This is a genomic window from Idiomarina sp. ST10R2A5 (genome assembly GCF_051842325.1).
Taxonomy (GTDB): domain Bacteria; phylum Pseudomonadota; class Gammaproteobacteria; order Enterobacterales; family Alteromonadaceae; genus Idiomarina; species Idiomarina abyssalis.
Window position 1 is genome coordinate 51,930 of the sequence record NZ_JBNIEX010000006.1, and the last position, 25,222, is coordinate 77,151.

General features: G+C 47.9%; 26 protein-coding genes. 16 read left to right on the top strand and 10 right to left on the bottom strand.

The window, feature by feature from the left end; genetic code table 11:
• Nucleotides 1-5: 5 nt before the first annotated feature.
• Both ACP7FG_RS08970 and ACP7FG_RS08975 read right to left on the bottom strand, forming a co-directional pair.
• Nucleotides 6-329, bottom strand: coding sequence for a HigA family addiction module antitoxin (locus ACP7FG_RS08970; RefSeq protein ID WP_011235745.1), 324 nt, complete (start codon nucleotides 327-329; stop codon nucleotides 6-8).
• 11 nt (nucleotides 330-340) lie between these two features.
• A complete protein-coding gene (locus tag ACP7FG_RS08975; RefSeq protein WP_114982298.1) occupies nucleotides 341-634 on the bottom strand; it encodes a type II toxin-antitoxin system RelE/ParE family toxin in 294 nt (97 codons plus the stop codon).
• Between the two features lie 202 nt (nucleotides 635-836).
• Between ACP7FG_RS08975 and ACP7FG_RS08980 the strand changes: the two genes are divergently transcribed.
• Together ACP7FG_RS08980 and ACP7FG_RS08985 are read left to right on the top strand one after the other, a co-directional pair.
• Nucleotides 837-2,117, top strand: a complete 1,281-nt coding sequence (locus ACP7FG_RS08980) for an anti-phage deoxyguanosine triphosphatase (protein WP_439226184.1) — start codon at nucleotides 837-839, stop codon at nucleotides 2,115-2,117.
• 2 nt (nucleotides 2,118-2,119) lie between these two features.
• Nucleotides 2,120-2,827, top strand: coding sequence for a ZIP family metal transporter (locus tag ACP7FG_RS08985; protein WP_224798420.1), 708 nt, complete (start codon nucleotides 2,120-2,122; stop codon nucleotides 2,825-2,827).
• A gap of 64 nt (nucleotides 2,828-2,891) precedes the next feature.
• Here the strand turns inward: ACP7FG_RS08985 and ACP7FG_RS08990 are convergent, their stop codons facing one another.
• Nucleotides 2,892-4,829 carry a S8 family serine peptidase gene (locus ACP7FG_RS08990; RefSeq protein ID WP_439226185.1) on the bottom strand — a complete coding sequence of 646 codons (1,938 nt, stop codon included), beginning with the start codon at nucleotides 4,827-4,829 and terminating at the stop codon, nucleotides 2,892-2,894.
• Nucleotides 4,830-5,165: 336 nt separating this feature from the next.
• On the opposite strand from ACP7FG_RS08990, the gene ACP7FG_RS08995 reads away from it, so the two are divergent.
• On the top strand, nucleotides 5,166-5,822 hold the full coding sequence (locus ACP7FG_RS08995) for an epoxyqueuosine reductase QueH (RefSeq protein ID WP_054490416.1): 657 nt from the start codon (nucleotides 5,166-5,168) through the stop codon (nucleotides 5,820-5,822).
• Nucleotides 5,823-5,893: 71 nt separating this feature from the next.
• Here the strand turns inward: ACP7FG_RS08995 and ACP7FG_RS09000 are convergent, their stop codons facing one another.
• From ACP7FG_RS09000 to ACP7FG_RS09010, 3 genes are all read right to left on the bottom strand, one after another.
• Nucleotides 5,894-8,017 (bottom strand): TonB-dependent siderophore receptor, encoded by a 2,124-nt coding sequence (locus ACP7FG_RS09000; RefSeq protein WP_439226186.1) that lies wholly within the window; start codon nucleotides 8,015-8,017, stop codon nucleotides 5,894-5,896.
• Between the two features lie 72 nt (nucleotides 8,018-8,089).
• On the bottom strand, nucleotides 8,090-8,560 hold the full coding sequence (locus ACP7FG_RS09005; RefSeq protein WP_278356392.1) for a hypothetical protein: 471 nt from the start codon (nucleotides 8,558-8,560) through the stop codon (nucleotides 8,090-8,092).
• Entirely contained in the window at nucleotides 8,560-9,705 is a 1,146-nt protein-coding gene (locus ACP7FG_RS09010) for a PepSY-associated TM helix domain-containing protein (protein ID WP_439226187.1), read from the bottom strand. The genes ACP7FG_RS09005 and ACP7FG_RS09010 overlap by 1 nt, the downstream gene beginning before the upstream one ends.
• Nucleotides 9,706-9,817: 112 nt before the next feature.
• On the opposite strand from ACP7FG_RS09010, the gene ACP7FG_RS09015 reads away from it, so the two are divergent.
• The 7 genes from ACP7FG_RS09015 (at nucleotide 9,818) to ACP7FG_RS09045 (ending at nucleotide 16,127) form a co-directional block, all read left to right on the top strand.
• On the top strand, nucleotides 9,818-11,983 hold the full coding sequence (locus ACP7FG_RS09015) for a TonB-dependent siderophore receptor (protein ID WP_439226188.1): 2,166 nt from the start codon (nucleotides 9,818-9,820) through the stop codon (nucleotides 11,981-11,983).
• A 107-nt stretch (nucleotides 11,984-12,090) separates the two neighbouring features.
• Complete coding sequence (gene ctlX, locus ACP7FG_RS09020; RefSeq protein ID WP_439226189.1) at nucleotides 12,091-13,011, top strand: citrulline utilization hydrolase CtlX; 921 nt, start codon at nucleotides 12,091-12,093, stop codon at nucleotides 13,009-13,011.
• Nucleotides 13,012-13,249: 238 nt separating this feature from the next.
• Nucleotides 13,250-13,459: a cold-shock protein gene (locus ACP7FG_RS09025; RefSeq protein ID WP_054490405.1), complete on the top strand. Its 210-nt coding sequence runs from the start codon at nucleotides 13,250-13,252 to the stop codon at nucleotides 13,457-13,459.
• A gap of 128 nt (nucleotides 13,460-13,587) precedes the next feature.
• On the top strand, nucleotides 13,588-14,421 hold the full coding sequence (locus tag ACP7FG_RS09030) for a putative RNA methyltransferase (RefSeq protein WP_439226190.1): 834 nt from the start codon (nucleotides 13,588-13,590) through the stop codon (nucleotides 14,419-14,421).
• 112 nt (nucleotides 14,422-14,533) lie between these two features.
• Nucleotides 14,534-14,770, top strand: a complete 237-nt coding sequence (locus ACP7FG_RS09035) for a DUF4160 domain-containing protein (RefSeq protein WP_439226191.1) — start codon at nucleotides 14,534-14,536, stop codon at nucleotides 14,768-14,770.
• Complete coding sequence (locus tag ACP7FG_RS09040) at nucleotides 14,751-14,990, top strand: DUF2442 domain-containing protein (protein WP_054490399.1); 240 nt, start codon at nucleotides 14,751-14,753, stop codon at nucleotides 14,988-14,990. The genes ACP7FG_RS09035 and ACP7FG_RS09040 overlap by 20 nt, the downstream gene beginning before the upstream one ends.
• 3 nt (nucleotides 14,991-14,993) lie before the next feature.
• A complete protein-coding gene (locus ACP7FG_RS09045) occupies nucleotides 14,994-16,127 on the top strand; it encodes a GNAT family N-acetyltransferase (protein ID WP_439226192.1) in 1,134 nt (377 codons plus the stop codon).
• Here ACP7FG_RS09045 and ACP7FG_RS09050 read toward each other — a convergent pair.
• Complete coding sequence (locus tag ACP7FG_RS09050; protein ID WP_222235980.1) at nucleotides 16,124-17,899, bottom strand: SLC13 family permease; 1,776 nt, start codon at nucleotides 17,897-17,899, stop codon at nucleotides 16,124-16,126. The two genes, ACP7FG_RS09045 and ACP7FG_RS09050, sit on opposite strands and share 4 nt — an antisense overlap.
• A 105-nt stretch (nucleotides 17,900-18,004) precedes the next feature.
• Between ACP7FG_RS09050 and ACP7FG_RS09055 the strand changes: the two genes are divergently transcribed.
• Nucleotides 18,005-19,030: a Vgb family protein gene (locus ACP7FG_RS09055; RefSeq protein WP_199495099.1), complete on the top strand. Its 1,026-nt coding sequence runs from the start codon at nucleotides 18,005-18,007 to the stop codon at nucleotides 19,028-19,030.
• Here ACP7FG_RS09055 and ACP7FG_RS09060 read toward each other — a convergent pair whose 3' ends face one another.
• Together ACP7FG_RS09060 and ACP7FG_RS09065 are read right to left on the bottom strand one after the other, a co-directional pair.
• Nucleotides 19,031-19,861, bottom strand: a complete 831-nt coding sequence (locus ACP7FG_RS09060; RefSeq protein ID WP_439226193.1) for a DUF4198 domain-containing protein — start codon at nucleotides 19,859-19,861, stop codon at nucleotides 19,031-19,033.
• A gap of 2 nt (nucleotides 19,862-19,863) precedes the next feature.
• Entirely contained in the window at nucleotides 19,864-20,931 is a 1,068-nt protein-coding gene (locus ACP7FG_RS09065) for a PepSY-associated TM helix domain-containing protein (protein ID WP_439226194.1), read from the bottom strand.
• 143 nt (nucleotides 20,932-21,074) lie between these two features.
• On the opposite strand from ACP7FG_RS09065, the gene ACP7FG_RS09070 reads away from it, so the two are divergent.
• The 5 genes from ACP7FG_RS09070 (at nucleotide 21,075) to ACP7FG_RS09090 (ending at nucleotide 24,741) form a co-directional block, all read left to right on the top strand.
• On the top strand, nucleotides 21,075-21,857 hold the full coding sequence (locus ACP7FG_RS09070; RefSeq protein ID WP_054490386.1) for a ferredoxin--NADP reductase: 783 nt from the start codon (nucleotides 21,075-21,077) through the stop codon (nucleotides 21,855-21,857).
• 42 nt (nucleotides 21,858-21,899) lie between these two features.
• On the top strand, nucleotides 21,900-22,739 hold the full coding sequence (locus tag ACP7FG_RS09075) for a patatin-like phospholipase family protein (RefSeq protein ID WP_054490384.1): 840 nt from the start codon (nucleotides 21,900-21,902) through the stop codon (nucleotides 22,737-22,739).
• A complete protein-coding gene (locus ACP7FG_RS09080; protein WP_439226195.1) occupies nucleotides 22,696-23,286 on the top strand; it encodes a uracil-DNA glycosylase family protein in 591 nt (196 codons plus the stop codon). The genes ACP7FG_RS09075 and ACP7FG_RS09080 overlap by 44 nt, the downstream gene beginning before the upstream one ends.
• A 64-nt stretch (nucleotides 23,287-23,350) precedes the next feature.
• A complete protein-coding gene (locus tag ACP7FG_RS09085; protein WP_054490376.1) occupies nucleotides 23,351-24,067 on the top strand; it encodes a PepSY domain-containing protein in 717 nt (238 codons plus the stop codon).
• Nucleotides 24,068-24,072: 5 nt separating this feature from the next.
• A complete protein-coding gene (locus tag ACP7FG_RS09090; RefSeq protein WP_236690636.1) occupies nucleotides 24,073-24,741 on the top strand; it encodes a PepSY domain-containing protein in 669 nt (222 codons plus the stop codon).
• A gap of 11 nt (nucleotides 24,742-24,752) precedes the next feature.
• On the opposite strand, the gene ACP7FG_RS09095 is transcribed toward ACP7FG_RS09090, so the two are convergent.
• Nucleotides 24,753-25,214, bottom strand: coding sequence for a methyltransferase family protein (locus tag ACP7FG_RS09095; protein WP_222235973.1), 462 nt, complete (start codon nucleotides 25,212-25,214; stop codon nucleotides 24,753-24,755).
• Nucleotides 25,215-25,222: the final 8 nt, after the last annotated feature.

The window sequence follows — 25,222 nt, forward strand, 5'->3', positions numbered from 1 at the left end:
ATCCCTCAAGCCTGCTGATAAGGCTTAGCGTGAGGTTTCAGGCGTTTTACATTTTCAGCTTCTTGTTCGTATGCCCGGTGGCGTACGTCCCAGATTTCGACGGCGTGCTGAATGTTCAACCAGAATTCTGGGGTGTTACCCAAAGCGGCAGCTAATTTAATAGCCATAGGTGCGGTCAAGGCTCCTTTGTCATGAACAATTCGGCTGAGCGTGTTTCTGTGCACTCTCATGGCATCAGCGAGCTCTTTTATTTCAATGTTCATCGGTTCAAGAAACTCGGTTATTAGCATCTGGCCAACGGATACCGGGCGACGTTTTGTGTCTCTCATAATTATCCTTTTTAACTTTGGTAAACGTGTGGATCCAGGTATGTATCTTGGGCGATACCGTCTTCCCAGTGGAAAATAAGTCGATACTGTTTGTTAACCCGGATAGAACAACACCCCGAAAGTTTTCCTTTTAAATATTCGAAGCGATTACCTGGGGGAACCCTTAAATCTGACTCCTGCGTTGCAGCATCCAAAATTTCGAGCTTCCTGAAGAGCGCTCCTTTGATGATCTTTGGTATTTTCTTGTGGCTGATATCATCTTCGTAGAATCGTTCTAGCCAATCGTCCCTGAATTTAACGGCCATGGTTTACTGATCACTTTGTATTTATTCTATGCACAACAGTATTGTGCGTCAAGTTGGTGTATTTATACTAAATTTGAGTTCTTAAACTATCAATTGGTAAGGCATTGATATAAATGTCTTACATTGGCGGTATTAAAACTGGGCAAACCCGCAAAAATTTGTTTTGCTGTGGTTATAGGAAACCAAAAACGAATGGACTGATATGCACCAACGCCGCTCAGGAAAAAACACGACCTTTAATGCCGCTACGCCGGACAGCGATGCTCAGCGTGACCGGGCGCGTATTATTCACTCGTCGGCGTTTCGTCGCTTGCAGGCAAAAACTCAGGTGCTGGGTGTGGGCGAGAGTGACTTTTACCGCACACGCTTAACGCATTCTATGGAAGTGGCTCAGATTGGCTCGGGCATTTGTGAGAAGTTAAAGCAAAAGTATGCCAACAACGACGCTATTTCGACGCATATCCCGTCTTACTTTCAAATTGAAGCCATTTGTCTGGCGCATGATATTGGTCACCCGCCGTTCGGGCACGGTGGCGAAGTGGCGCTGAACTATCACATGCACAGCAGCGGTGGTTTTGAAGGGAACGGGCAGACGCTGCGTATTATTTCAAAGCTGGGTGAATATTCCGACCACGACGGTCTGGATTTAACCCGGCGCACTTTGTTGGGTGTGCTTAAATATCCGGTTTTGCATAGCGAAGTTAGTACTCGCTCACTTTCTGCCGAAGATCATCTAAGTGCTTTTAAACCGCCCAAATCTATTCATGACGACGAACAAGATGTGCTGGACTGGATACTGGAACCGCTGACTCCCAAAGACAAAGCGACTTTTCGCTCCACTAAAACGAAAGGTGGCAAAACCAAAGCGCAGTATAAAGCTTTTGATACCTCCATTATGGAACTGGCAGATGATATATCGTACGGCGTGCACGATTTAGAAGACTCATTGGCACTGAACCTGGTAACCGAAAAGCAGTGGCGTGAAGACGTACTGGCTGTGCTCGGCGATAACAGCGTCATTATACAGAAAGAACGGTTTTACACAGAAGCGCTTTTCTCAGGCCAAAGCCGGGCGCGTAAGCACGCAATTAGTAAACTTGTCGGTCATTTTGTGGAGGCGATTGAAGTCACAGAACAGAACCTGTTTGAATCGCCCTGGTTAGATCTGCAGGCCCAGTTGCCTGAGCACATTGAACATACCCTGCAAGCGTTGAAGGACTTTGTGTTTAAGCATGTTATTCGTAGCTCTTCGGTGCAGGTGCTGGAATACAAAGGCCAGATGATGATACTGAAGCTGTTTCAGGTACTGAGCGAAAACCCAGAGCAACTACTGCCTGGCTCTACTTTGCAAAAGTATAAAAACGCAGAAAACCCCAAACGCGTTATTTGCGACTATATTTCAGGTATGACGGACAACTACGCAACCAAGCTTTACAGTAAATTGTTTAGCCCGGACACCGGCTCTGTATTTGATAAGGTTTAATCATGAACGTTTATATCATGCTGCTTATAGCCTGGGGAGCCGGCTTAATGGCGGTTTTCGGCGGTTTTTTAGCGCACGTTGAAGGCAAAGCCAATACGACCGTTAAGAAAGAATTCGTACACGGTGTTACGGCATTTGGTGGTGGCATTTTAATGGCCGCCGTGGCTTTTGCATTAGTGCCAGAGGGAATGAAAGAGTTAAATGCCTGGCAACTGACAGGGTTATTTGCCGCTGGCGGCGTTACTTTTTGCCTTGTTGATGCTTGGTTGCAAAAGCATGAGGGCAATGTCTCACAATTTATGGCGATGGTGCTCGACTTTGTGCCTGAAGCGGTTTCTCTCGGGGCTGTGTTTGCCATTAATCCAAAAATGGGCATTCTGCTGGCTATTCTCATTGCCGCGCAAAATTTCCCGGAAGGGTTTAACGCCTATCGTGAATTAAAAACTGCAAAGTTAACAACAAAATCAGCTCTACTGGGTTTATTCGGTGTGTCCTTTTTCGGTCCGCTGGCAGCAATAATGGGTTACTGGTGGCTGAGCGATGCACCACAAATTACAGCGATGATCATGAGTTTTGCTGCAGGTGGTATTCTATATCTGGTGTTTCAGGACATTGCGCCACAGGCTCGTATGCGCAGGCACTGGACGCCGTCGCTTGGCGCTGTATTTGGCTTTATTGTTGGCATGTTGAGTAAACAATTACTTGGGTAACATAAAAAGGGCGCCGTATTGGCGCCCTTTGAGTTTAACGAGTAGTTTTAATTAGAGAATAAACTTATTCCCATTCAACTAACAGGTCTACGCCTGAGTAGTTAGTGTAGCCTTTAAGGCTAATGTACCAACGGTCTTCAGCCGGGCTGTCTATATTACAAGTTTCGTTATTACCTGAACGGTAAGGGCGGCACTCGTAGTTTGACTCGGTTGGCTGGCTGCCCTGACGAACATAAAGGTCAGCGTCGCCGCTTCCACCAGACATGGTTACGTCAAGTGATGACATGCCCGCAGGAATATCTACGTAGTAGTGAGTCCACTCGCCGCTGTTGCCAGATAGGTCAGTAGCAGAAGCAGAGTCACCTCCGCCGCCAGTGCTAGGTTCTGTGAACGAACCAGTCAGGTTCAGACCAGAGAAGCTAGAGTAAGCATTGACCATGACATAGTAAGTACCGGCTTGTACGTTAGAAATAGTACAGCTTTCGGTATTACCGCTTTGGTATGGACGACAGTCGTAGCTAGACTGAGTTGGCTCTGAACCGAAACGAACGTACAGGTCAGCATCGCCTGAACCGCCGTTAATGTTAAAGCTTAAGTCAGTTGCACCGGCTGGAACATCTAAGGTGTAGTACAGAGAGTCACCTGTTGTAGCGGACAGGTTGCTAACGGTTTGACCGTTCGTCAGTTCGTTGCCTGTTGGTGGCTCTGGATCTCCACCGCCGCCACCTGAGCCGTCACAGCCATTAGCGTCGATGTAGTCAACAGCGTCTTTGGTTTGTGCCAAACCGTAACCGAACTTAACGTCACGTCCTGCTGCACCTAAGTCCTGTGCTGTGGTGTTAAGAACGCTACGGATTTCCTGTGCGGTACAGGTTGGATGATGTGACCAAACTAACGCTGCAACACCAGCTACGTGAGGTGACGCCATAGACGTACCGCTCATGGTGCCGTAGTTACCTTGCTGGCCAGTGCCTTCTGGGTAAGTTGAAAGAACATCAACACCCGGGCCTGCAATTTCAACCTGGCTGTTTTTCTGTGAGAAAGACGCCAGGTTTTTACTGCTGTCTACTGCCGCAACTGAAACAACGGCGTTGTAAGACGCAGGGTAAGACATTGGGTCTGTTTCGCTATAAGCTGAACCGTCGTTACCAGCAGCTGCTACAAGCAGAACGCCCTGGTTATGAAGGTCTTGCATAGCGCTTGCTTCGGTCTGGCTTGATCCGCCACCACCTAAGCTCATGTTAACGACGTCTGCGCCGTTATTAGCACAAGTTTCAATCGCTGAAACCAGTGAAGATGAATAACCCCAGCCGCTTGAGTTAAATACTTTTACAATGTGCAGGTTAGGGTTGCTGCCAATAACGCCACGAACGCCCAGGCCGTTATCTAAAGCGGCAATAGTACCAGCAACGTGTGTGCCGTGAGGGCCACCATTATCATGCCAGTTACCTGTGCCGCTATCGTTAGTACCGTTGATGGTGCCGCCTCGTGTACCCATGTCTTCGTGCGGCAGCTCTAAACCTGAATCGATAACACAAATTTTCTTACCGCCGGCAGATGCAGCTGCAACGCTGTCATCAACTAAGTCAGCCTGAACCTGGCCGATGCCGTAAGGTACGTCTTGAGCCATGAAGCGACGTTTTTGGTCAACTTCAACGTATTCAATGTTAGGGTTTTTCTCAAGGCGCTTTTTCTGTTTTTCGGTAAGTTCAGCAGCAACTGCCAGGTTATGGCGCATGCTGAGTTTTACTTTACCGCCGGCTTTTTTGACCATGTTGTTTGCGCGAGATATCGCAAGTTCAGAACGGCCACGGTTCCCCATTTTCTGTACGGCGTTACCATTATTCTTAAATTTAATAATGTACCGTTGTGGAGCGGCGCTTTCGATTTGCTTCTGGTTGTCAAGTAGTGGCTGAGCTTGAGAATGCTCAGGTGGTTTTGCAAAAGCAGATGAAACCGACACTGCCAAAGCAGACAGTGTAAGAACACTTAGTTTATTCATAACGTAATATTCTCTTTTTGTTTTTATGTGGACTTCAAGGAGTCCTTCAAAGAAGGCAGCAGAGGATACGTCGTTTGGCTGCACGAAAATGACGTCGTTTGACATCATTTGTTGCATTTAATAACAAAAAATAAACGATTTAAAGGATGAGAATGTAAAGATTGTTTAAAGATTTTACAAAATTCCAACATATGTAGCGTTATAGCCTAGGTCTGATATGGCCATTGAGGTATTTGCAGGTTTCAGGATTTTTCGTTCGATAAACGGGTGAATACGTGATCACCCCCGCCTGTTTGAGTTATAATTCGCACAAATTTCAGCCGCGAAGAGAGAGTTATGGCTAGAAACAAGAAAGAATCCATTGTTTTAGAGACGCCTACGGGCTCTGACCATGTGCTGCTGCACTCTTGCTGCGCACCTTGTTCAGGTGAAGTAATGGAGCGTATGGCTGAAGCGGGCATTAAGTTTACGATTTTCTTCTATAACCCAAATATTCACCCTGAAAAGGAGTATTTGCTGCGTAAAGAAGAGAATATTCGCTTTGCAGAAAAGCTGGGTGTGGACTTTATTGACTGTGACTACGACACCAAAAACTGGTTTGAGCGGGTGAAAGGCCTGGAGTGGGAACCTGAGCGTGGTGAGCGTTGCAGAGTATGTTTTGATATGCGTTTTGAGCGTACGGCGTTGTATGCGCATGAAAACGGCTTTGACACCATTACCAGCTGCTTAGGTATTTCACGCTGGAAGAATATGGAACAGATTAACGACTGCGGCCAGCGTGCGGTTGCGCGTTATCCCGGCCTGCACTACTGGACTTTTAACTGGCGTAAAAAAGGTGGCTCTGCCCGTATGGTAGAAATTGCCAAGCGTGAGCGTTTTTACCAGCAGGAATATTGCGGCTGCGTTTACTCATTACGGGACACCAACCGCTGGCGCCTGCAAAATGGCCGCGACCGTATTCAAATTGGTGTTGAGTACTACACTCCTGAATAAACTCCCCCATAAAAAAGCCCCGAACGCTGGGAAGAAAGGCGTCCGGGGCTGCACGTGAAACTTACTAAGTCTTAAAAGTTATAACGGAAGTTCGCCATAACCGTGCGTTGCTGGCCGTAGAAACAGTCACCGCGCGCGCCACACGAGGTAATCACTGTTCTGTCTGTCAGGTTGTCAACATCCAGGCTTAAGCTGTAGTTATCCCAGTCGTAACCAATCATGGCGTCGAACACCGTGTAACTTGGCGTTTCTAAGTACAGTGGGTTGCCGTTATATACCACGTTACCGTCAGAGGTGTTCCCTACATAGCGGACGCCGGCACCAACTTTAAAGCCATTCCAGTTGTCCGGACGGTAAGTTCCCCAAACAGAAGCTTGATGATCAGGAGTGGCTGACAGTGGCTTGCCGACTTCAGATGAGATGTTGCTCTTGCTAACAGCCGCGTCGGTGTAGGCATAGCTGGCGTAAACGTCCAGAGAGTCCCAGGCAAGTTGCGCTTCAAACTCGACACCTTCAATCTCTACTTCGCCTATTTGTACTTGGCCGTCCGGGTTTGGTGCATCAGCATCGTTTACCGGAGTTGCCCGGTTCTCTTCGGTAATTTTATAAGCGGCAATGGTTAACAGGTGCTCTGTACCCTGAGGCTGGTACTTAATACCGGCTTCCCACTGTTTACCTTCTAATGGTACATAGGGATTTTCGTACGCATCCCGGCCAATAAGTGGAGAGAAAGACTCGCTGTAACTAAGGTATGGAGACAAGCCTCCGTCCATAAGGTACATGAAGCCCAGGCGACCGGTTGTCGCATACTGAACGGTAGCGCTTCCGTCTTCAGGATTATTGGTAGCGCGGTCGCGACGTAAAGCGGCTGAAATTAACCATTTGTTGTCTATACGCATGTTGTCCTGCACATACACACCCGTTTGCTGGCTAGTTAAAGAGGCATAGTCAACAACATCGGATTCAGTCGGCAAACCAGTTGCCTGGCCGTACACTGGCGCATACAAATCTAACGGGTTCATGGCACCGTAAGCGTAGTCGTTATCGGTGTAAGAGTCTTGAAAGTCCAGGCCGAAGACTAAGTCGTGCTCAACAGCACCAGTAATAACAGATCTGTGCAACTGCAGGTCGCTGGTCCAGGTTCTTGCATCAGCACGAGACAAGTAAGAAACGCGGTTAACCGTGCGGTTGTCGTCGGCGAAAACTGGTGGCCAGCCATACATCGTATTGTAGTCGGCATGACTGTCGTTGTAGCGACTTGCTAAGCGCAGACTCCAGTCCAGGTTTATATCGTGCTCAACAATAGCGGTTAACGCGTCCTGCTCAGTATCGTATTTATCGAAGCCGGGCTCTGACACAAAGGTGGAACTGTCAATTTGACCAAACTCGTTCGGGAACAGGGTGCCCTGCCACGGAAAAAACTGTGTACTGGAGCCTGATTCGTTACGCTGAATATTGCCGATCAAAGTAATTTTAGTGTCTTCAGAAGCGTGCCAGCTTAAGGAAGGGTTGAGTACCAGGCTGTTGTCGGGCACAAAGTCGGTTTGGGTGTCGCTGTCGCGGTATAAGCCAATGAAGCGCCCGGTTAACGACGCATCATCGTTTAAGGCGCCGGTAATGTCGCCAGCTACTTGCTTGCGCGAATAGTTGCCCAATTGTGCCCAGAACTGACCTTCGGTCTCTGCCTGAGGGCGCTTGCTGACTAAATTAATAATACCACCGGTAGAGCCTTGTCCGTATAAGACCGAGCTTGGCCCTTTCAGTATTTCAATTTGACCTAACGAGTAGGGGTTAATACGCACGTTGTTGTAGTAGCCGAACAACGACTTAAGGCCATCTAAATACTGTACTGGAGAGACGCCACGAATTTGTGCCCAGTCACCGCGGGTATCAACGCCGTAAGGTCCGTTGTATAAACCCGCCACATAACCAATGGCGTCTTGCACTGTTACAGCACCTAAGTCTTCAATACGGGTTTCGGTCAGAACTGAAACCGATAAAGGTGTTTCAATAATCGGGGTGTCAGATTTGGCGCCGGTAGCGCTAACGTAAGAGATAAGTCCGCGTGAACTGACTTTGATGGTTTCCATCATCTCTTCCTGAGTCTTTTCAGGGCTTTCTTCTTGTGCGTGAACGTTGGTGGCGGTTAAGGCGGCCAGGATGCTGGCCGCCAGTAAGGTCTTGTGAATGTTCATTGTTCCCCTCAAAAATTAACTGCTGTCTAAATTGAGGTGGATCGTAAATGAAAATGATTCGTGTTTAAAGTTTTATTTTAACCAATTTTCGGGAAGTTGCCATGAGGCCTTATGCACATTGCCGTCCCAGGTCTGCAATGTCACCCAAACGCGGTGTTCAGGTTGATATTGTTGTGGCGCAATAGCATGCACATGTTGCAGTAACTCACTGCCATGCAGAATGCCGACGTCATCTTTTTGCAAGGCTTCCAGGGCAACCGGTTCTTCGCCGATACTGACGTAGCCCTGGCGTATATTGCTGACTTCACCATCATTTACATAGGCCGCAAAGTCTTTTACCCAGTCGTCGTGGTGTGCATACGGCGCATCGTTATTTAACGGCTGTATGGCAACTTCAAAAGGTCCGACTGATTTTTCTTCCCAGGCATCCGGAAACACAGGTGGCTGCAGCTGCTCGTATAAAAAATAAATAGGCAGAATGAGAATTAAGCCACTGAGTTTGAATTTGTTTCGGTTCCAGAATGTATTTTTGCGACGTGCCATTACTGAGCCCCCTCGCTTTGCAGCTGTTCTTGAGCGGCAGCTCGTCTCTCTTTCGATGCTTTAACAGTACGCGAGCCCCAGATTAAAAACCCGGTAATGGACATGGCTGACAATATAAGGCCAAAAATAAACCAGATGGCTTTGGTCCAGATGCCGCCAATAGTGCCGTAGTGCAGGGGATCAATAATATGCTGGATGGTTTGCAGCGCATTCATGTTTTCCGGTGAAACGGCACGGGCTATTTCGCCGTTCCATGGGTTAATATCCAGGCGATAGGAGTACTGGTCGTAAAATATAAAGTCGCCGCCACCCATAATTTTGAACATGTCGCGGTTGTGCTCCGGCATCATAATAAAGCTGGGTCTTATATCCGGGAAACGCTGCTCGGCAATTGTCAGGGCTTGTTCAAAGGAAACCGGTGGCTGTGCTTTTTCACCCATGGGAATGTCAGATACTTCTACTAACGGTGCATGCCCTTCAATATCGATATCGGCATGCCAAAGCACTTGCTGGGTGAAATACCAGAGACCGGTCAGGCTCATAACAATAAGGAACCAGATAGACCAGGCACCGCCGTGCTTATGTAAGTCAGTTAATAGTGTTTTCTTGCCCTGCTTAGCGCGAACTTTAGGTTGTGTATAGGCACGCCAGAATTTTTTGTAAATAACCAGCCCGGTAACTAACGCACCTATCATGACAAATGACATGGCTGAAACTAAATAGTAGCCAACGCTATAGCCTTCTTGCCAGGGGAATAGCAGCCAGCTATGCAACGAGCGCATAAAGTTAATAAAGGTAATTCCCTGATTCACTTCCTGAATTTCGCCGGTGTACTGGTTTACGTAAGCAATGCCATTCGGAATATTCTCGGCCGAGAAGATAACCGCATTAATAAGGTAAGGCTCAAAAGTCATTACTGTAGTGACGTTGGCGGTCGGGAACTGGCTTTTAACCGCCGCAACAAGTTCTGAAACAGGTTGAGCCGGCAAGCTGTCTGGGTTGACGGCGCGTGCATTCTCGTTAAATAGCCAGGTGAGCTCGTGACTGAAGACCGCAATGGTGCCAGTAATACAGATAAAGCAGAACAATACCCATATAGGTAATGAGCACCATCCGTGTAATTTAAACCATTGTCGTTGCGTCATTTTGAGCCCCCTGAAAAATTTTCCGAAATGATATTGTAAATACGAACAATTATCAAATACAATGTTGACTGATAACAATTCGCATTTATAGTCTGTAGTCGGGAGACAATTCATGAAGGCATTCGCCAAAAGCTTTTTAGCGACAGCAGTAACATCGGTGCTGTTAACTTCTACTGCGTTTGCGGTGCAGTCAGAAGATTCAGACCAAGCTGAACAAAATACCGAGACTAAAGAAAAAATTTTTGAACACATTAAAGTGACCGGAAGCCCGCTTGACCGTGCGACAACGGCAACAGGACTACCGTTAACTCTACGCCAGACACCTCAGTCTATTTCAGTTATCGATCGCGATTTTATTGACGGTTTCGCATTAGATACTGTTGCAGATGTTATGCAATTTGCCCCGGGTATTCAGGCGCAGCAGGCTGAAACGGACCGCTTTTTCTTCCGCTCTCGCGGGCGTGACGTAACTAACTTCCAGTTCGACGGCGTACCCATTGCCTATAACAGTTTCTTTAGTGAAGCCTTAGCCGACTCGGTAGTATTTGAGCGAGTGGAAATTGTGCGCGGCGCAACCGGCTTGTTAACGGGTGCCGGGGAACCTTCTGCAGCAATTAACCTCATTCGTAAGCGCCCAAAAACAGAAGACGGCGGCTATGCGAGTGTTGGTATTGGCTCCTGGAGTAATTATCGCTTCGAGGCTGACCATTCTCAGACATTGACCGAAGACGGTAATGTGAAAGCGCGAGTGGCCATGGCCTATGAAGAAGGCGAAAGCTACGTTGACCTGTCGGAAAAAGAAAACGCACAAATTTACGCGGTAGTAACGGCCGATTTAACGACCCAAACGCGCTTGACGGTAGGTGCAGACTACAGTGAGCGGACCCCCAAAGGCAGCATGTGGGGCGCATTACCGCTGTTTTATGACGACGGGACTCAGGCGGATGATCTACCTGTGAGTACGACAACCGCTTCGCCATGGAACAGATGGGACAGAGAAAGCACTAATGTGTTTGCGCAACTAGAGCATGCGTTTGATAACGGCTGGGATCTTCAAATGGATGTTGAGCGCCGTGAAGGTGAGATGACTGGTGAGCTACTTTATGTTTCTGGCTTCCCAAACAAGGAAACAGGCGTTGGCTTGATAGGTTCTCCGGCAATCTATTTGTCAGAGCGTGAACAAACATCTTTCCGTGCTTTAGCCTCCGGTCCGTTTGAATTATTTGGTCGAGAGCATCAATTAACTGCGGGCGCTTTATACTCGAAGCAAGATGTGTCATCTCAGCAGTACGGTGCAATTGATGATGGCCGTTTTGAGTTTAACGAGTACAAACAAATTGTCTTAGGCAACTTTTTCAATTGGGGTAATGGTATTGATAGACCGACTTTTGGTGGTGCGCCTAGTATTTCAACAGAAGCGATAAAGCAGCAAGGCATATACGCTGCCGCTCAGTTCAGTCTCACCGATGAACTCACAGCTATTTTGGGTAACCGCCTTACAACGTATGACACTCAAGCTCAGTCCCCATGGGCTACAAGTAACTATGAAAACTCAAATGTTAATACACCATACGTTGGTCTTGTCTACGATGTAACTGACATTATTTCGACCTATGCGAGTTACACCGAGATCTTTCAGCCTCAGAACGCGCTTGATGTTAACGGCGAATTAATTGGCCCAGTTGAAGGGTCTAACGCAGAAGTTGGTGTTAAAGGTGACTTCTTTAATGAAGCGCTCTCGGCCAGCTTCGCAGTGTATAAAGTGAAAGAAGATAATCTTGCAATTAGTGACCCTGATGCAACTGGGCCTATACCAGGCACTGAAATTGACCCTTCTATTGGAGTGGATGGGGCAGAAAGTGAAGGTTATGAATTGGAGTTAAATGGTAAACCAACAGACGCTTTGAACATTTTCTTCAGCTATACGCATAATGAGTCGACGGATCGCGACGGTTCAGATTATGCACCTTACTTGCCGGAGGACATGATCAAGGCGAGCGTGCTTTACACTGCTACCGATGCACTGAAGCTCGGTGTTAACGCGAGCTGGCAGAGTGAAGTCTCGAACCCAACAGTTATAGGGATGCCGACGTTTTATCAAGAAGGCTATACCGTAGTAAACGCTATGGCTAACTACCAGATAGGTAAAAACCTGGATCTAAGCCTGAACGTCAACAATCTGTTCGATGAGAAATATTACTCGAGTATCGATTTTTATGACCAGGGTTTCTTTGGCGCTGATCGCAATTTTGAGCTAAGCCTAAAGTACGCTTGGTAGGAATTGGCACGTTTATTTAATGGAGGGCAGTGCAACAACGCTGCCCTTTTCTTTTGCCCCGTTGCTAAGCGTCAGCCAAGTTGCTATAACTGCGCGCAAATTCTGCAATGTCTATAAACGCAATGAATCAGTCGTCCGATACCGTTGTTATGGTGCGCCCGCATCACTTTGCTTCAAATCCTGAAACTATGGCGGATAATGCTTTTCAGTCGATAGCGCAGCAGGGACTCAATGTCGCCAAGGCCGCTTACGACGAAGTTACAAAGGCGGTCGAGCTGTTACAGAGTAAAGGCGTTAAAGTACACCTGTTTGAAGATACCGGCACAGAAACACCCGACTCGGTCTTTCCTAACAACTGGTTTAGCACGCACCGTACCGGAGAGCTGGTGCTGTACCCCATGTATTGCAATAACCGCCGTAAGGAACGTCGAGCCGATATTATTGAGTTTCTGCAGGAAACTTATGGATACGAAAAAACGCTCGACCTTAGCGTGCTAGAGCAAGAAGAGGTTTTTCTGGAGGGTACAGGATCGGTGGTTTTCGATCATGATAATCAATTGGCCTATGGTGCCCGCTCAAAACGCATGAACAAGAAAGCCTTGGAGCTATTGTGTGAACAGTTGGGTTATCAGCCAATTGCCTTTGATGCCACCAGCAGTGACGGTAAACCGGTGTACCACACCAATGTACTTATGGCGGTTGGCAGTGACTTTGTTATAGCGTCTGTGGATATGATCCGCAATAAGGAAGAGCAACAGACTTTTGTTGGTTCAGTGAAGAATTCGGGCAAAACCTTAGTGCCATTAACAGAGCAGCAGATAAGCAACTTTGCAGGTAATATGCTGGAACTGGAGGTTAATGGCCACAAACTCCTGGCTATGTCTGAAACCGCTTATCGCTCATTGACCACAGAACAAATACGGCAACTGGAGCAGTGGGTTGAGTTACTACCGATAGCGGTTCCGACCATAGAGCTTGGCGGCGGCTCTGTTCGTTGCATGCTGGCGCAGGTGTTTAGAAAGCCATAAAGAATTATAAAGGTGATTTATAAAATAAATGAAAACTATTGTTTGACATTATATAGAATGTGCGTAAAGTAGCCGGCGTTGGATAAGAAACAGTTAGTTAAACACTCCTCTACGTCGCTTTACTCTTAGTAATACCTTCGTCCTGCAGTTTTAAGTTTCATTTTTTACCCCGCATGATCATCGCAACTGGGAACGCCCGGAGCGATTACTTATTTTATAAAATTTCAGGATATTTATTATGTCTAATACAGTAAACGGTGTTGTTAAGTGGTTTAACGAAGCAAAAGGTTTTGGTTTTATCGAGCAGAAAGGCGGCGCAGACGTATTCGCTCATTTCAGCGCGATTGTTAGCGACGGTTTCAAAACGCTAGCTGAAGGTCAAAACGTTTCTTTCTCAGTAACCCAGGGTCCTAAAGGTCCTCAGGCTGAGAACATCCAGGCAATTTAATTTGCATGGACTAGCTTCTAGGTAAGCTAAAAATTATGAAGAGCAGCCCACGGGCTGCTTTTTTTGTGTCTGAATTTTAAGAACAAACCGCGTAGAATGATGACAGAACATGCGAACCGGAACCCAATGTGACTCAGTCGTTAACTGATTTGATCTGCCCACTTGATGGCAAGCCGCTGCGCTTAAATGAGCGAAGCTGGCGCTGTGGTAATAACCACAGCTACGATGTGGCGAAACAGGGATACGTGAATTTATTGCCGGTGCAGAATAAGCGCTCTAAGGATCCTGGCGACAGCAAGGCCATGGTGCAGGCGCGTCGGGAGTACCTTGAACAGGGACACTACCAGCCGCTGGCCCGGGCTTTGGCGAACACAGTGTTGGCGGAAGGTGATCAGGCGGTGCTCGATGCGGGCTGTGGCGAAGGTTATTACTTGCGCTATTTGGTTGAACAAGCTGAGCAAAAAGGCATTGATTTACGTGTAGCGGCTTTGGATATCTCCAAATGGGCGGTACAAGCGGCGGCAAAGAAAGACAAGCGTCTGAGCTGGATGGTGGCATCTAATAACGCTATTCCACTGGCTGACAATAGTGTTGATACCATTTTTTGCGTATTCGGGTTTCCGGTAGAAGCTGAGTTTAAACGGGTTTTAAAGCCCGGAGGCCGTTTGGTTATGGTGGATCCTGCCGGTAGCCATTTAAAAGAGCTAAAAGCCATTATTTATTCCGAGCTAAAAAGTAAAAATGAGATGCTGCCGATAACCGATTCCGCTTTTGAGTTGACCTCTGAGCAACAAGTAACTTTTCCGGTATCCTTGGCATCAAATCAGGCGATAAAAGATTTACTTACTATGACTCCCCACCTATACCGAAGCAGCGCTGAAGGCCGTGAGCGCATCGAAGCTCTCAGCTCATTAGAGCTGACAGCCGATGTATGGGTGCGGGTTTTTAGCTACGAAAATTAGTGCCGGATGAAATGAGCTGGCAAATGATTACGTACTTTTAGGTTATTTCATAACGTTCTATTGTTTGGTTTTTTCTAAGCTTGGTTTCTTTATAAAGCCTGGAAACTAAAGCATGCCGACAATACTAAGAATTGGTGCTTATCGCTTTTTCTTTTATAGTAATGAAAACGGTGAGCCTCTTCACATTCATGTGCAGCGAGACAACAAGCTGGCAAAATTTTGGCTTAAGCCTGTTTTGATGAGCAGTTCGATAGGCTTTTCATCGTTTGAGCTTAGGCGTATAAGCAAAATTGTCGTTCAACATAAAGAAGAGCTTCTGGAGGCCTGGGATGAATACTTTAGAGATTGATCGCCATCCTGTAGCAGTGAATGTATCCGTTACCGAAGCAACGCTTGAGGTCGAGCTAGCTGATGGACGTAAAATTTCTGCACCCATTGTCTGGTTTCCTCGTTTGGAAGCGGCCACGGAAGAGGAGCGTAAAGATTGGCATCTGCTGGGAAATGGCCAGGGAATTCACTGGCCACAATTGGATGAAGACATTAGTGTGTTGGGGCTTTTAAGCACCTAACGCATGCAAACAGTTATACACTCAACAATAACCACTATACCTAAGGCTGACTGGAGCCGGTTATTTAAGAGTGATTACCCTTTTACTTGCTATGATTTTCTGTTGGCGCTTGAGCAGGGCGGTAGTCTAGGACTGCAGCGTGGCTGGTTGCCTCAATATGTAGCGGTGCATGATAACAGCGACAAACTGATTGCCATTATGCCCTGGTTTAAAAAGACCCATTCCTATGGTGAGTATTTGTTCGACTGGGCTTTTGCCGAAGCCTACGAGCGTTATGGTTTTCAGTACTACCCAAAACTTATCAATGCTATACCTTTTACCCCGTGTCAGGGGCCTCGCCTGGCGACTGCCGAGAGCGTTAATACTGCTGATGTTCTGCCTATTATTGAATCTGCTTTGATGCAGGAACACGATGTCAGCAATTTGCAGTGTTTGTACGTTGAGCCGCATGTAAGCGAGGCTCTGGCAGAACAAGGTTGGTGGCAACGCTTTGATATCCAGTTCCTCTGGCAGAACCGAGGTTATAGTTCCTTTGACGACTTTCTCGGGGCTTTGGTGTCACGCAAGCGCAAGTCCATACGCAAAGAGCGGCAAAAGGTGTCAGAGCAAAATGTCGAAATGCGAACCTTACAGGGTACCGAATTAACCGCAGATTTTTGGCATCAATTCATTGTGTTTTACCAGCGCACCTATTTAAAACGCTCAGGCCATGGCGGTTATTTAACCCCGACTACCTTCAAATTTTGGGGTGAACATTTAGCTGACCATATTGTGGTTTTTGCGGCTTACCGAAATGACGAAATGCTGGCGGCGTCATTATGCTTTAAAAGTGAAGACACGCTTTACGGGCGTTACTGGGGTTGTCAGGAAGAGCTTGAGTTTCTGCATTTTGAAGCTTGTTATTATCAGGGTATTGAATACTGCATAAACCATAACCTTAGCTACTTTGACGCTGGTGCGCAGGGCGAACATAAGCTGCATCGAGGCTTTGAGCCTGTGCTTCGTGAAGGTTTTTACCGGTTTATGCCGTCTCCTCTTAACGACGCCATTGAACAGTATTGTCGGGATGAAAGCACCGCGTTACGCGAACATCTAAAAACATTGCGAACTTACCTGCCTTATAAAGACCGCGCTTAATACAGCGGCCATACCAGCAATATCATGACCAGAGCGACGGCGGCAACAACCAGCGACAGCGGCAAGCCCAGCCGCCAGTAATCGCTGAAGTTATAGCCGCCCGGACCCATAACCAGAATGTTCGACTGGTGTCCTATTGGCGTTAAGAACGGAACTGCGGCTCCAATAGCGACGGCCATTAAAAACGGATCCATACTGGCACTGAAGCTACTGGCCATGCTGATACCTATGGGAGCCATAAGTACCGCAGCTGCTGCATTATTGACAATGTTGGACAGCAACATGGTGACTATAAGTAGTAAGCCGACGGCCACAAATTCCGGTGACCCCTGGCTGATATAAAGTACGGCATTGGCAATGGTGTCTGCGGCGCCACTGCGTTCCAGCGCAGACCCCAGTGGTATGGTTGCGCCTAACAATACGATGATAGGCCAGTCTATAGAATGATAGAGCTCTCGCAGGGGTAGAATATTGGTTATAACCATAAGGCCTGCGGCCAGTGAAAAGGCGACAGGAACCGAGATTAAACCAAACGCAGCCGATAAAATGGTTGCGGCAAAAATACCCAAAGGCAACATTAAACGTTTTGACGAACCAATGCGCAGGCTGCGCTGTGCCAGCGGGAAGCAGCCAAAGCGCTGAAATACGTCATCGAGGATCTCAGCGTCTCCCTGCAGTAATAAAACGTCGCCGGGCTTAAAGCGAATATTGGCCAGTGCGGTGCCCAGTTTCTGGCCTTCGCGGGCGACGCCAAGCACATTGATGCCGTAGCGGCTGCGCAGTTTAATATCGGCGGCAGAGCGCCCAATAAGCCGCGAGTCGTGTCCGACAATTCCTTCTATTACGGTAATGTCATCGGATTTTAAGAAACGGTCATCGATTTCTTCTTCGGCATTAAGCTCAAGTCCGGTGCCGTCTATAACTTGCTGGATAGTTTCCGCGTTGGCTTCAACTATTAATACGTCTTCAGACTTTAGCCGCAAATAACGAGCCGGTGCTGACCAACGCTTGTCACCGCGCTGCAGCGCAACAATAACAAAGTCGTCTTCTGTACGGTTTTCAAGTTCGTACAGAGTTTCGCCTACAAAGCTGGACCCTTCGGGCACGTACAGTTCTGTCAAATAGCTGCTTACATCGTAAAGCGATTCTGACTTTGATTTACCGGCCTTTTCCGGTACCAGCCAATGACTGAGCAACCACATGAAAAGCAAACCGGCTATAGCAATACTGAGGCCAACGGGCGTAAATTCGAAGATACCAAAGGTTTCACCCATTGCCTCTCTGCGTATGTCGGCAATGATAATATTTGGCGGCGTACCCACCATTGTAATGGTGCCACCCAGTAAGGAGCCAAAAGCCATCGGCATAAGCAGTTTGGACGGGTTATTGCCGCTGCTGCGGGCTAACTGAAGTGCGACCGGGATCATTATGGCCATGGTACCGGTGTTACTGATAAACGCAGAGCAGAAAGTTGTGACGGAGGTTAGGGCTATCATCTGCACCCAACGCTTATCGCCAATGTTTTTCATGGCGGAAGCCAGTGCATCAACCACACCTGAACGCCACAGTGCCTGGCTTATAATGAGTACGGCGGCCACGGTAATGACCGCGGGGTTGCCAAAACCACTGAATACTTCTGCTGTTGGCACCAAACCAAGAATAGCTGCGGATAATAGCGCCATCATAGCTACCAGGTCATAACGCCATTTATCGATGACGAAGAGCACCAGCATAGCAACTAATATGATTCCGATAAGCCATTGATCCAGCATGTAAGACGCGCCGTTTTAGAGTTAAAGGTTGAAGATTGCACAGTGTTGGGTTTGACGCAATAGCGTCTATACTTACATACGAATCTATTTCGGGAGGCCATAACGATGAAGTACCTAAGTTTAACGAGTGCAGTAATCATTGGTCTGGCGGGAGTAAGCAGTGCGCCGGCAAAAAGTGATGATCACAAAGACAGCAGGCTGGCGAACGCAGAAATTCAGGAGTGGCAGGTTCCATGGGAGGACTCCCGTCCGCGTGACCCATGGGTACACGACGGAACGGTTTGGTTTGTGGGTCAGGGAAGCCATTACGCCGCCACCTTTAACCCAAAAACTGAAGAATTTAAACGCTACGATTTACCCGATGGCGCTGGCCCGCACACCGTTATAGTGGATGACCGCGGTGCCTGGTACGCCGGTAATCTTATGAATCATATTGGGTTAATTGACCCTGCAACAGGTGACATCGAGAAGTTTGAGCTGCCGGGTGATGGCACTCGTGACAGTCATACCATGGACTTTACCTCCAACGATGACATTTGGTTTACGGTGCAAGGTGGTAATCAAATTGGTTTTCTGGAAACCGGCGATGGTGAGATGATGCTGTGGGATGTTCCCACGGACTCGGCCAGACCCTATGGCTTAATCGTAGAAAATGACAAACCCTGGGCAACGCTTTTTGGCACCAATAAACTGGCGACCATAGAAAACGGCAAGCTTCAGGAAATAGAGCTGGATAGAAAAGATAACCGACCGCGCCGGCTGGGTATGACTGACGATGGTACGATTTGGTATGTCGACTACAACAAAGGGTATGTTGGCAGTTACGACCCGGTCAGTGGCGAGAATAAAGACTGGCGCGCACCCGCTGAAGAAAATTCGCGCCCTTACGGTATGGCTGTGGATAAACGTAACGATGTCTGGTTTGTGGAAACCGGTGTTCAGCCTAACCGACTGGTGGGCTTTGATACAGAAACCCATGAGTTTTCAGAGCCGATGGAGCTGGAAAGTGGCGGCGGTACCGTTCGTCATATGTTCTATGATGAAAGCACCGACTCCATTTGGTTCGGTACCGACGCCAATACACTGGGCGTGGTTCGTTTAGAGGAACCACCCGTTGTAACAGCCGATTAATTACATCGGTAATACTTCTAGTACCGCAACATAGGAGCCCTGGCGTTTACTTGCCGGGGCTTTTCCATTGTTGTCAGTGTACTCGGCCTCTAGCCAGTACATGCCCGGCTCATTCAGAGTAAAAGTCACCTCACCTTTCTTGTCGGTTTTCAGTTTGGTGGGTTGTGACTGGTCGCGGTAGCGCTCCCCGTCTTTTACCAGAACAATTTCAGTACCCGCCGCTGCTGTGCCATCAATATTGAACTTAAAGGTAATGTTTTCGCCGGTGTATAAGTCATTTGGGTGAGTGACCGGTTCCAGTTCCAGACCTTTACCAGTTGGACCCAAAGTGTCATAGGTTGGTGCACCGGAGGTAACAAAAGTTTCTACACGATGTGAGCGTTCACTAACTTCCAGATCTTTGGCGTTCTGAGGTACTTCCTTATAGAAATCCTCATTGGTTTTTTGCGAGCCACGAGGTGGCCAGTATTGGCGTTCACCTTCATCGTCTACCCAACGTGCCGATAAGCCTGAGCTGGCTGAGTAAACGGTATATGTGCCTTCTTTTTCCAGCTCAACATCGAATACAGAGCGAAGCTTGCCCTTGTGGCCATTTTCTAAAGTCACGGCTGCACCATCGGGTGCCATGGCTTTTACGCGGTCCAGTCCCAGCGGGTAGTGGTCAGGGTAGAAAATGCCGTTAGCAATAGCGGCGTCAAAAGTAATCCATTCCGAGTCGCCGGATACAATGGTTGCACTTGGTTTTATCCAGATACGGTGAGCTTCACTGCTGGCGCTGGCGAATAAGGTCAGAACGGCCAGGCTGGTGGTCAGTACAGAAGATAATTTCATGGTTAAGGCTCCAGTTTTAATGACACGCGACCAAGCTCATGCTCGCCGGTGTCTGAGATGGATATTGGGCTTTCAATTGGTAAAGACAATGGCAGCCGCAACATTTCACGGCCGCCCAGTTCACGAGCTGCCTCTACGTATAAGTAATACTGGCCGGCTTCAAGCTCCGGTAATTGAGTCAGTAAAGGTGTTAAGTCCACACGGTTATTGCCAGGGCGGCGCGTTGCACCTGACACGCCATCAATAGGCATGTCGGCCATGCGACCACTGCGTCGCCACCATTGACGCATGTCTTTCAGCCACTTCTCACCCTCGTTGTCTTTCAGGTTTACGTCATACCAGACGGCAATGTCGACAACTCGCTGGTGACGATCGTTAGCGAGCCATACCGCCAGGTAAGGTGCGTGGTATTCGGCAACCGATAAGCGAGGAATTTCCACGGTGAGTTCATTGTCAGCGGCATGTGCTGAACCCATAATGGCAAATAAGGGAATGATGAATCCGGCCAGAACTAAAGGCCAGGTGGACTTTCGCCCTTTGCTGTATTTTTTCAAGAGTAATAACCCTGTAACAGTGAACAGAATGCTGGCAATGGCAAATACATCAATAAAGAGGCTCCAGAAAAGCCCGGTGTTACGCGCTTTGTGGAGATCATTGAAGTAGGCAATCCAGCCGCGATCGGTGGTTTCTGAATAAAAGGCACCGCTGGCTAAATCGACGCTGAACCAGCTATCCCCGCCAGGTCGGGGCATGGCGACGTACAATTCGTAGTCATTCCATTCTATTTCGGCATTTGAACTGATGCTGTTTTGTGTCTTATCTTCGTACCAGCGGTGAAAAAAAGTTGGCAGAACGTCATTCCCTGACGCATTCACCAACCGGGCCAATTCCGTTTGTGGGAGAGAACTTTCATGGCTTTCGACGCTGGGCGCAGACTCTATCCAGCCGGCGTGGTTAAGCGTAATGCCGGTAACTGAAAACAACAGCATGCCAATGAGGCAGATGGCAGAACTTATCCAATGCCAGTCTTTTAATGACCATCCTTTGCGTCTACTCGAGCGTCGAGCCATGACTTTTTAATCCTTTACAAACATCAGTGAATGTATCTTATATAAAAACTATTCTCATTTGCAATACTTAATGATAAAAATTCTCATTTAGATTTAATCACGTTATGTTATGATGCGCACAAAATCGCCAATGAGGAATAGTTATGAGAAGTATCATTGCGGAAAAAGTGACTCAGGTACGCCACTGGAACGATACCTTATTCAGCTTCAGAACCACCCGTCAGCCAAGTTTCACCTTTGAAAACGGCCAGTTTGTGATGATGGGTCTGCAGCTGGAAGAGAAGCCCTTGCTCAGGGCCTACAGTATTGCCAGCGCAAACCATGAAGAAGAACTTGAGTTTTTCAGTATCAAGGTGCCGGACGGCGCCCTGACATCGCGCCTGCAACACATTCAGGTGGGTGACGAGGTAGTACTGTCCACTCGTCCAACAGGCACTCTGGTTCCGGGGCACCTGCTACCCGGCAAAAATTTGTATTTGCTGAGTACAGGCACCGGACTGGCGCCCTTTATGAGCGTTATTAAAGATCCTGATATTTATGAACAGTACGATAAAGTTGTGTTGGTGCACGGTGTTCGCTGGGTTTCAGAGTTGGCTTATCAAAAAGAAATTGGCGAAGACTTGCCAAGCAATGAGTACTTTGGTGACTGGGTGCGCGAAAAGCTAATCTACTACCCAACGGTTACCCGGGAGCCATTCCGTGACGAGGCTCATCAACAACGCATTACCGACTTGCTGGAGTCGGGTACCTTGACTAAAACCATTGGTATGCCCGACATTAACCCTGAGCATGACCGCTTTATGTTGTGTGGTAATGACGCTATGCTGCAAGACTTAATGGCAATACTGAATGAGCGTGGCTTCACAAAAGCTACATCACGTCGCCAGGGTGATTACGTGATTGAGCAGGCCTTTATTGAGAAGTAAAGAGTATTGAGAAATAAAGAGCATTGAGAAATAAGCGAGTGTATGACGCAAGAGCAAGGTAACAAAGCACTGGTGGTTGAAGGCGGCGCTATGCGCGGTATTTTCGCCGCAGGCGTATTGGACGGCTTTCTTGAAGCCGGGCATACAGACTTTGATTTTGCGATTGGTGTGTCGGCAGGTTCAACCAACCTGATTGGCTTTCTTGCCGGCGACCACGGACGTAACCGAAAGATTCTTTTGCAGCATGCACTGCAGCCCGAGTTTCTTAATTGGCGGCGATTTTTAAAAGGTGGTCACTTTTGCGATGTCAGCTGGCTATGGCATGCTTCGTTTGAGCAAGTGCCGTTGAGTACTCAGTATTACCTTGAGCAAAATCGCCCTTTGTATGTCGTTACCACCAACGTCGATACAGGCTTACCAGTTTACACCCGGGTGACAGCCGATAATTTGCACGAACTTTTTCCGGCGTCCTGCGCTATTCCTTTGGCTTACCGAGACTTCCCCACCGTTGGCGGCGCGGCTATGACAGACGGTGGTCTGGCCGACTCTATTCCGGTGATTAAAGCCTATGAAATGGGGGCCCGGGACATTACCGTTATTTTGTCTCAGCCCCGTGGCTTCAGGAAAAAAATACGACCACTGCCGACCTTTATGAAGCGCTTTTTTAAACATCATCCTGCTTTATTTGACGCGGTTGCCAGACGCTCCACTGTGTATAATGACGCAATTAACTTCATTGATAATCCACCAACGGATTGTAATATGACGGTGTTAGCACCGCCCGCTGACTTTCCGGTGGGGCGTTTTACTCAGGACAAAAAACTGTTGGAGCAGGGGTATGAAATGGGAAGAGCCGCCGCACTGGCAACAATTACTGCGTGATGTAAGAGCCTGTTCTTTATGTGAGCCGGAGCTTCCCTTAGGTGCCAGACCGGTTGTTCAGCTAACCCCTAAAGCCCGTATTCTGGTTGCAGGTCAGGCCCCTGGCAGACGTGTACACGCCTCCGGCAAACCCTTTGATGACCCAAGTGGCGACAGGTTGCGGCAATGGATGGGTATCGATAGAGAAACCTTCTATGACCCAGAAAAACTGGCTATTATTCCTATGGGACTTTGCTACCCGGGAACAGGGAAGTCCGGTGACCTGCCACCGCGTCCGGAGTGTGCTCCAACCTGGCGTAATCAGCTGTTAGAGCAGTTACCTAATTTAGAACTGACGCTGGCTATTGGCCAGTATGCTCAGCAATGGCATTTAAATGAACCAAAGCGCAATTTGACTGAGCGAGTAAAAGACTGGAAAAGTTATTGGCCGGGCTTATTGCCTATGCCGCACCCTAGCCCACGAAATAACTTATGGTTACGTCGGAACCCATGGTTTGAAGACGAAGTTATTCCTCAATTAAAGCAGAGAGTTAGAGAACTGCTTTGACTTTTGCAGGGCGACCCTATAATTTTAACGCCTTATAATAAAAAGGTGGGTACGGATAACCCTTATGAATCCAAGAAAATGGCGAGTCTGGCATCGCTGGTTATCTCTTATTGTCGGCTTACAGCTGGTGGTATGGAGTATTAGCGGTGCCTATATGGTGTATTTTGATCTGAGCTTTATTCACGGTAATCACCTGGTGAAAGAGCTTGAGCAGCCTATTGCTAAAAATACCTTAAACTCTCCAATAAGCTGGGTGTTGGAACAAAACCCCGAGGCCACGTCGGTTCGCTTAATACAGCAGTGGATAGATGGATCTTTGCAACCGGTTTATAGCGTTGAGAGCAAGGCTGGCACACAGTTGCTTATGGCTGAGTCTCTTGAGCCGATAGAGCTTGATCGAATGGACATCGGCTACATAGCGCGACAGCATTATACCGGTGACGAAAACACAAAAGCCCAGGTCAGTTTTATTGAAGACAAAGCCCCGGGTGAGCTGAACCCTGCCTTATTACCCGTTTGGCGAGTGGACTTTAATGATATGGCCGGTGCTACTTTATATTTTTCAGCGGCGACGGGTGAGCTTGTAACCAAGCGTCATGATTTCTGGCGGATGTTCGACTTCTTCTGGATGCTCCATATTATGGATTATCAGGACAGGGTGGACATTGAAACCTGGTGGTTAAAAGCGTTTAGCATTGCTAATGGCTTGTTTCTGATAAGTGGCATTGCCTTGCTTTACTTTCATTATCGGCCACGTAAAAAAAGAAGGCGGTCAGTATGAGGTTTATGCGCAAACTGCATCGCTGGTTAAGCCTGGTTATTTTTATTCAGGTATTTATATGGTTAGCTAGCGGCTTGTACTTTAGTTGGTTGGGTCATGAGAAGCTGGCAGCCCATGACTATTTCCAACCCGTTACTGAAGAGGCCGTAGGTCCGGTTTATTACCCGGAAAGCGCGTTAATTGAACGTTTTGAGAATGTTCAAAGTCTGGAAATACGGTCCGTTGCGGGTACCGCTCAGTACGTGGTTACAACAACCGATGGTAAAAAGCATTATGTGAATGCTCTCACAGGAAAAGACTGGAAGACCTCGGCACCGCTGGCAGCTGAGCTGGCTCGACAAAGCTACAATGGCCCTGGCCGTATTGAACAAGTGCATGCCGTAACCGGAAGTGATGAGATTATTGGTTGGCGGAGCAAGGGCTTTAGAGTGACCTTCAGCGATGACATTGCAACGCGTGCCTACATAGACGCAGCCTCCGGCGAAGTGATTGATCACCGTAACAGCAGTTGGTGGTTAAGTGACTGGATGTTCCGTTTACACTTTATGGACTACAGCGGTGAACGGGACTTTAACAGCCTTCTGAACATTGTTGCGGCAACCGCTGCGCTCTGGTTTAGCTTGTCGGGCCTCATTCTACTGGGCCGGAGCTTAAAACGGCGGCAGCTTTTTTAAATTAAGCGGCCCTACCACCAACGGCCAGTTTTCTGACAGTAATCTTTATAAGTTTCACCAAAGGTTTCTGTCAGAATACGTTCTTCCGGAATAATCTGAAAGCGGTTCATGTAAGCCACATACAACGCTAAGCCCCATAAAGAAAACACACTACCCAGAAAAACGCCCCACGCCATTAACAAAAAGAAAAAGCCTAAATACATTGGGTTCCGCGTTCGCTGATAAATACCCGTGGTGACCAGTTCTGTACTTTTGGCAGGGTCGCGTGGGTCTACTGTTGTCTGTGCACGTCGAAAACCAATAACACCCAGCAAGGGTAATAACACGCCTAATGCCAATAGGAAAATAGCGGCAGCGCGCTGACCAACATAAAACTGGTTAAAGGCTTCCGTGTAATGGGCGGTTAACCACATTAGCCCGGCAACAACGGCAACAACCAGCACGGGCGGTACTTTGAGTTCAAGCGATTTCATGGCAAAGT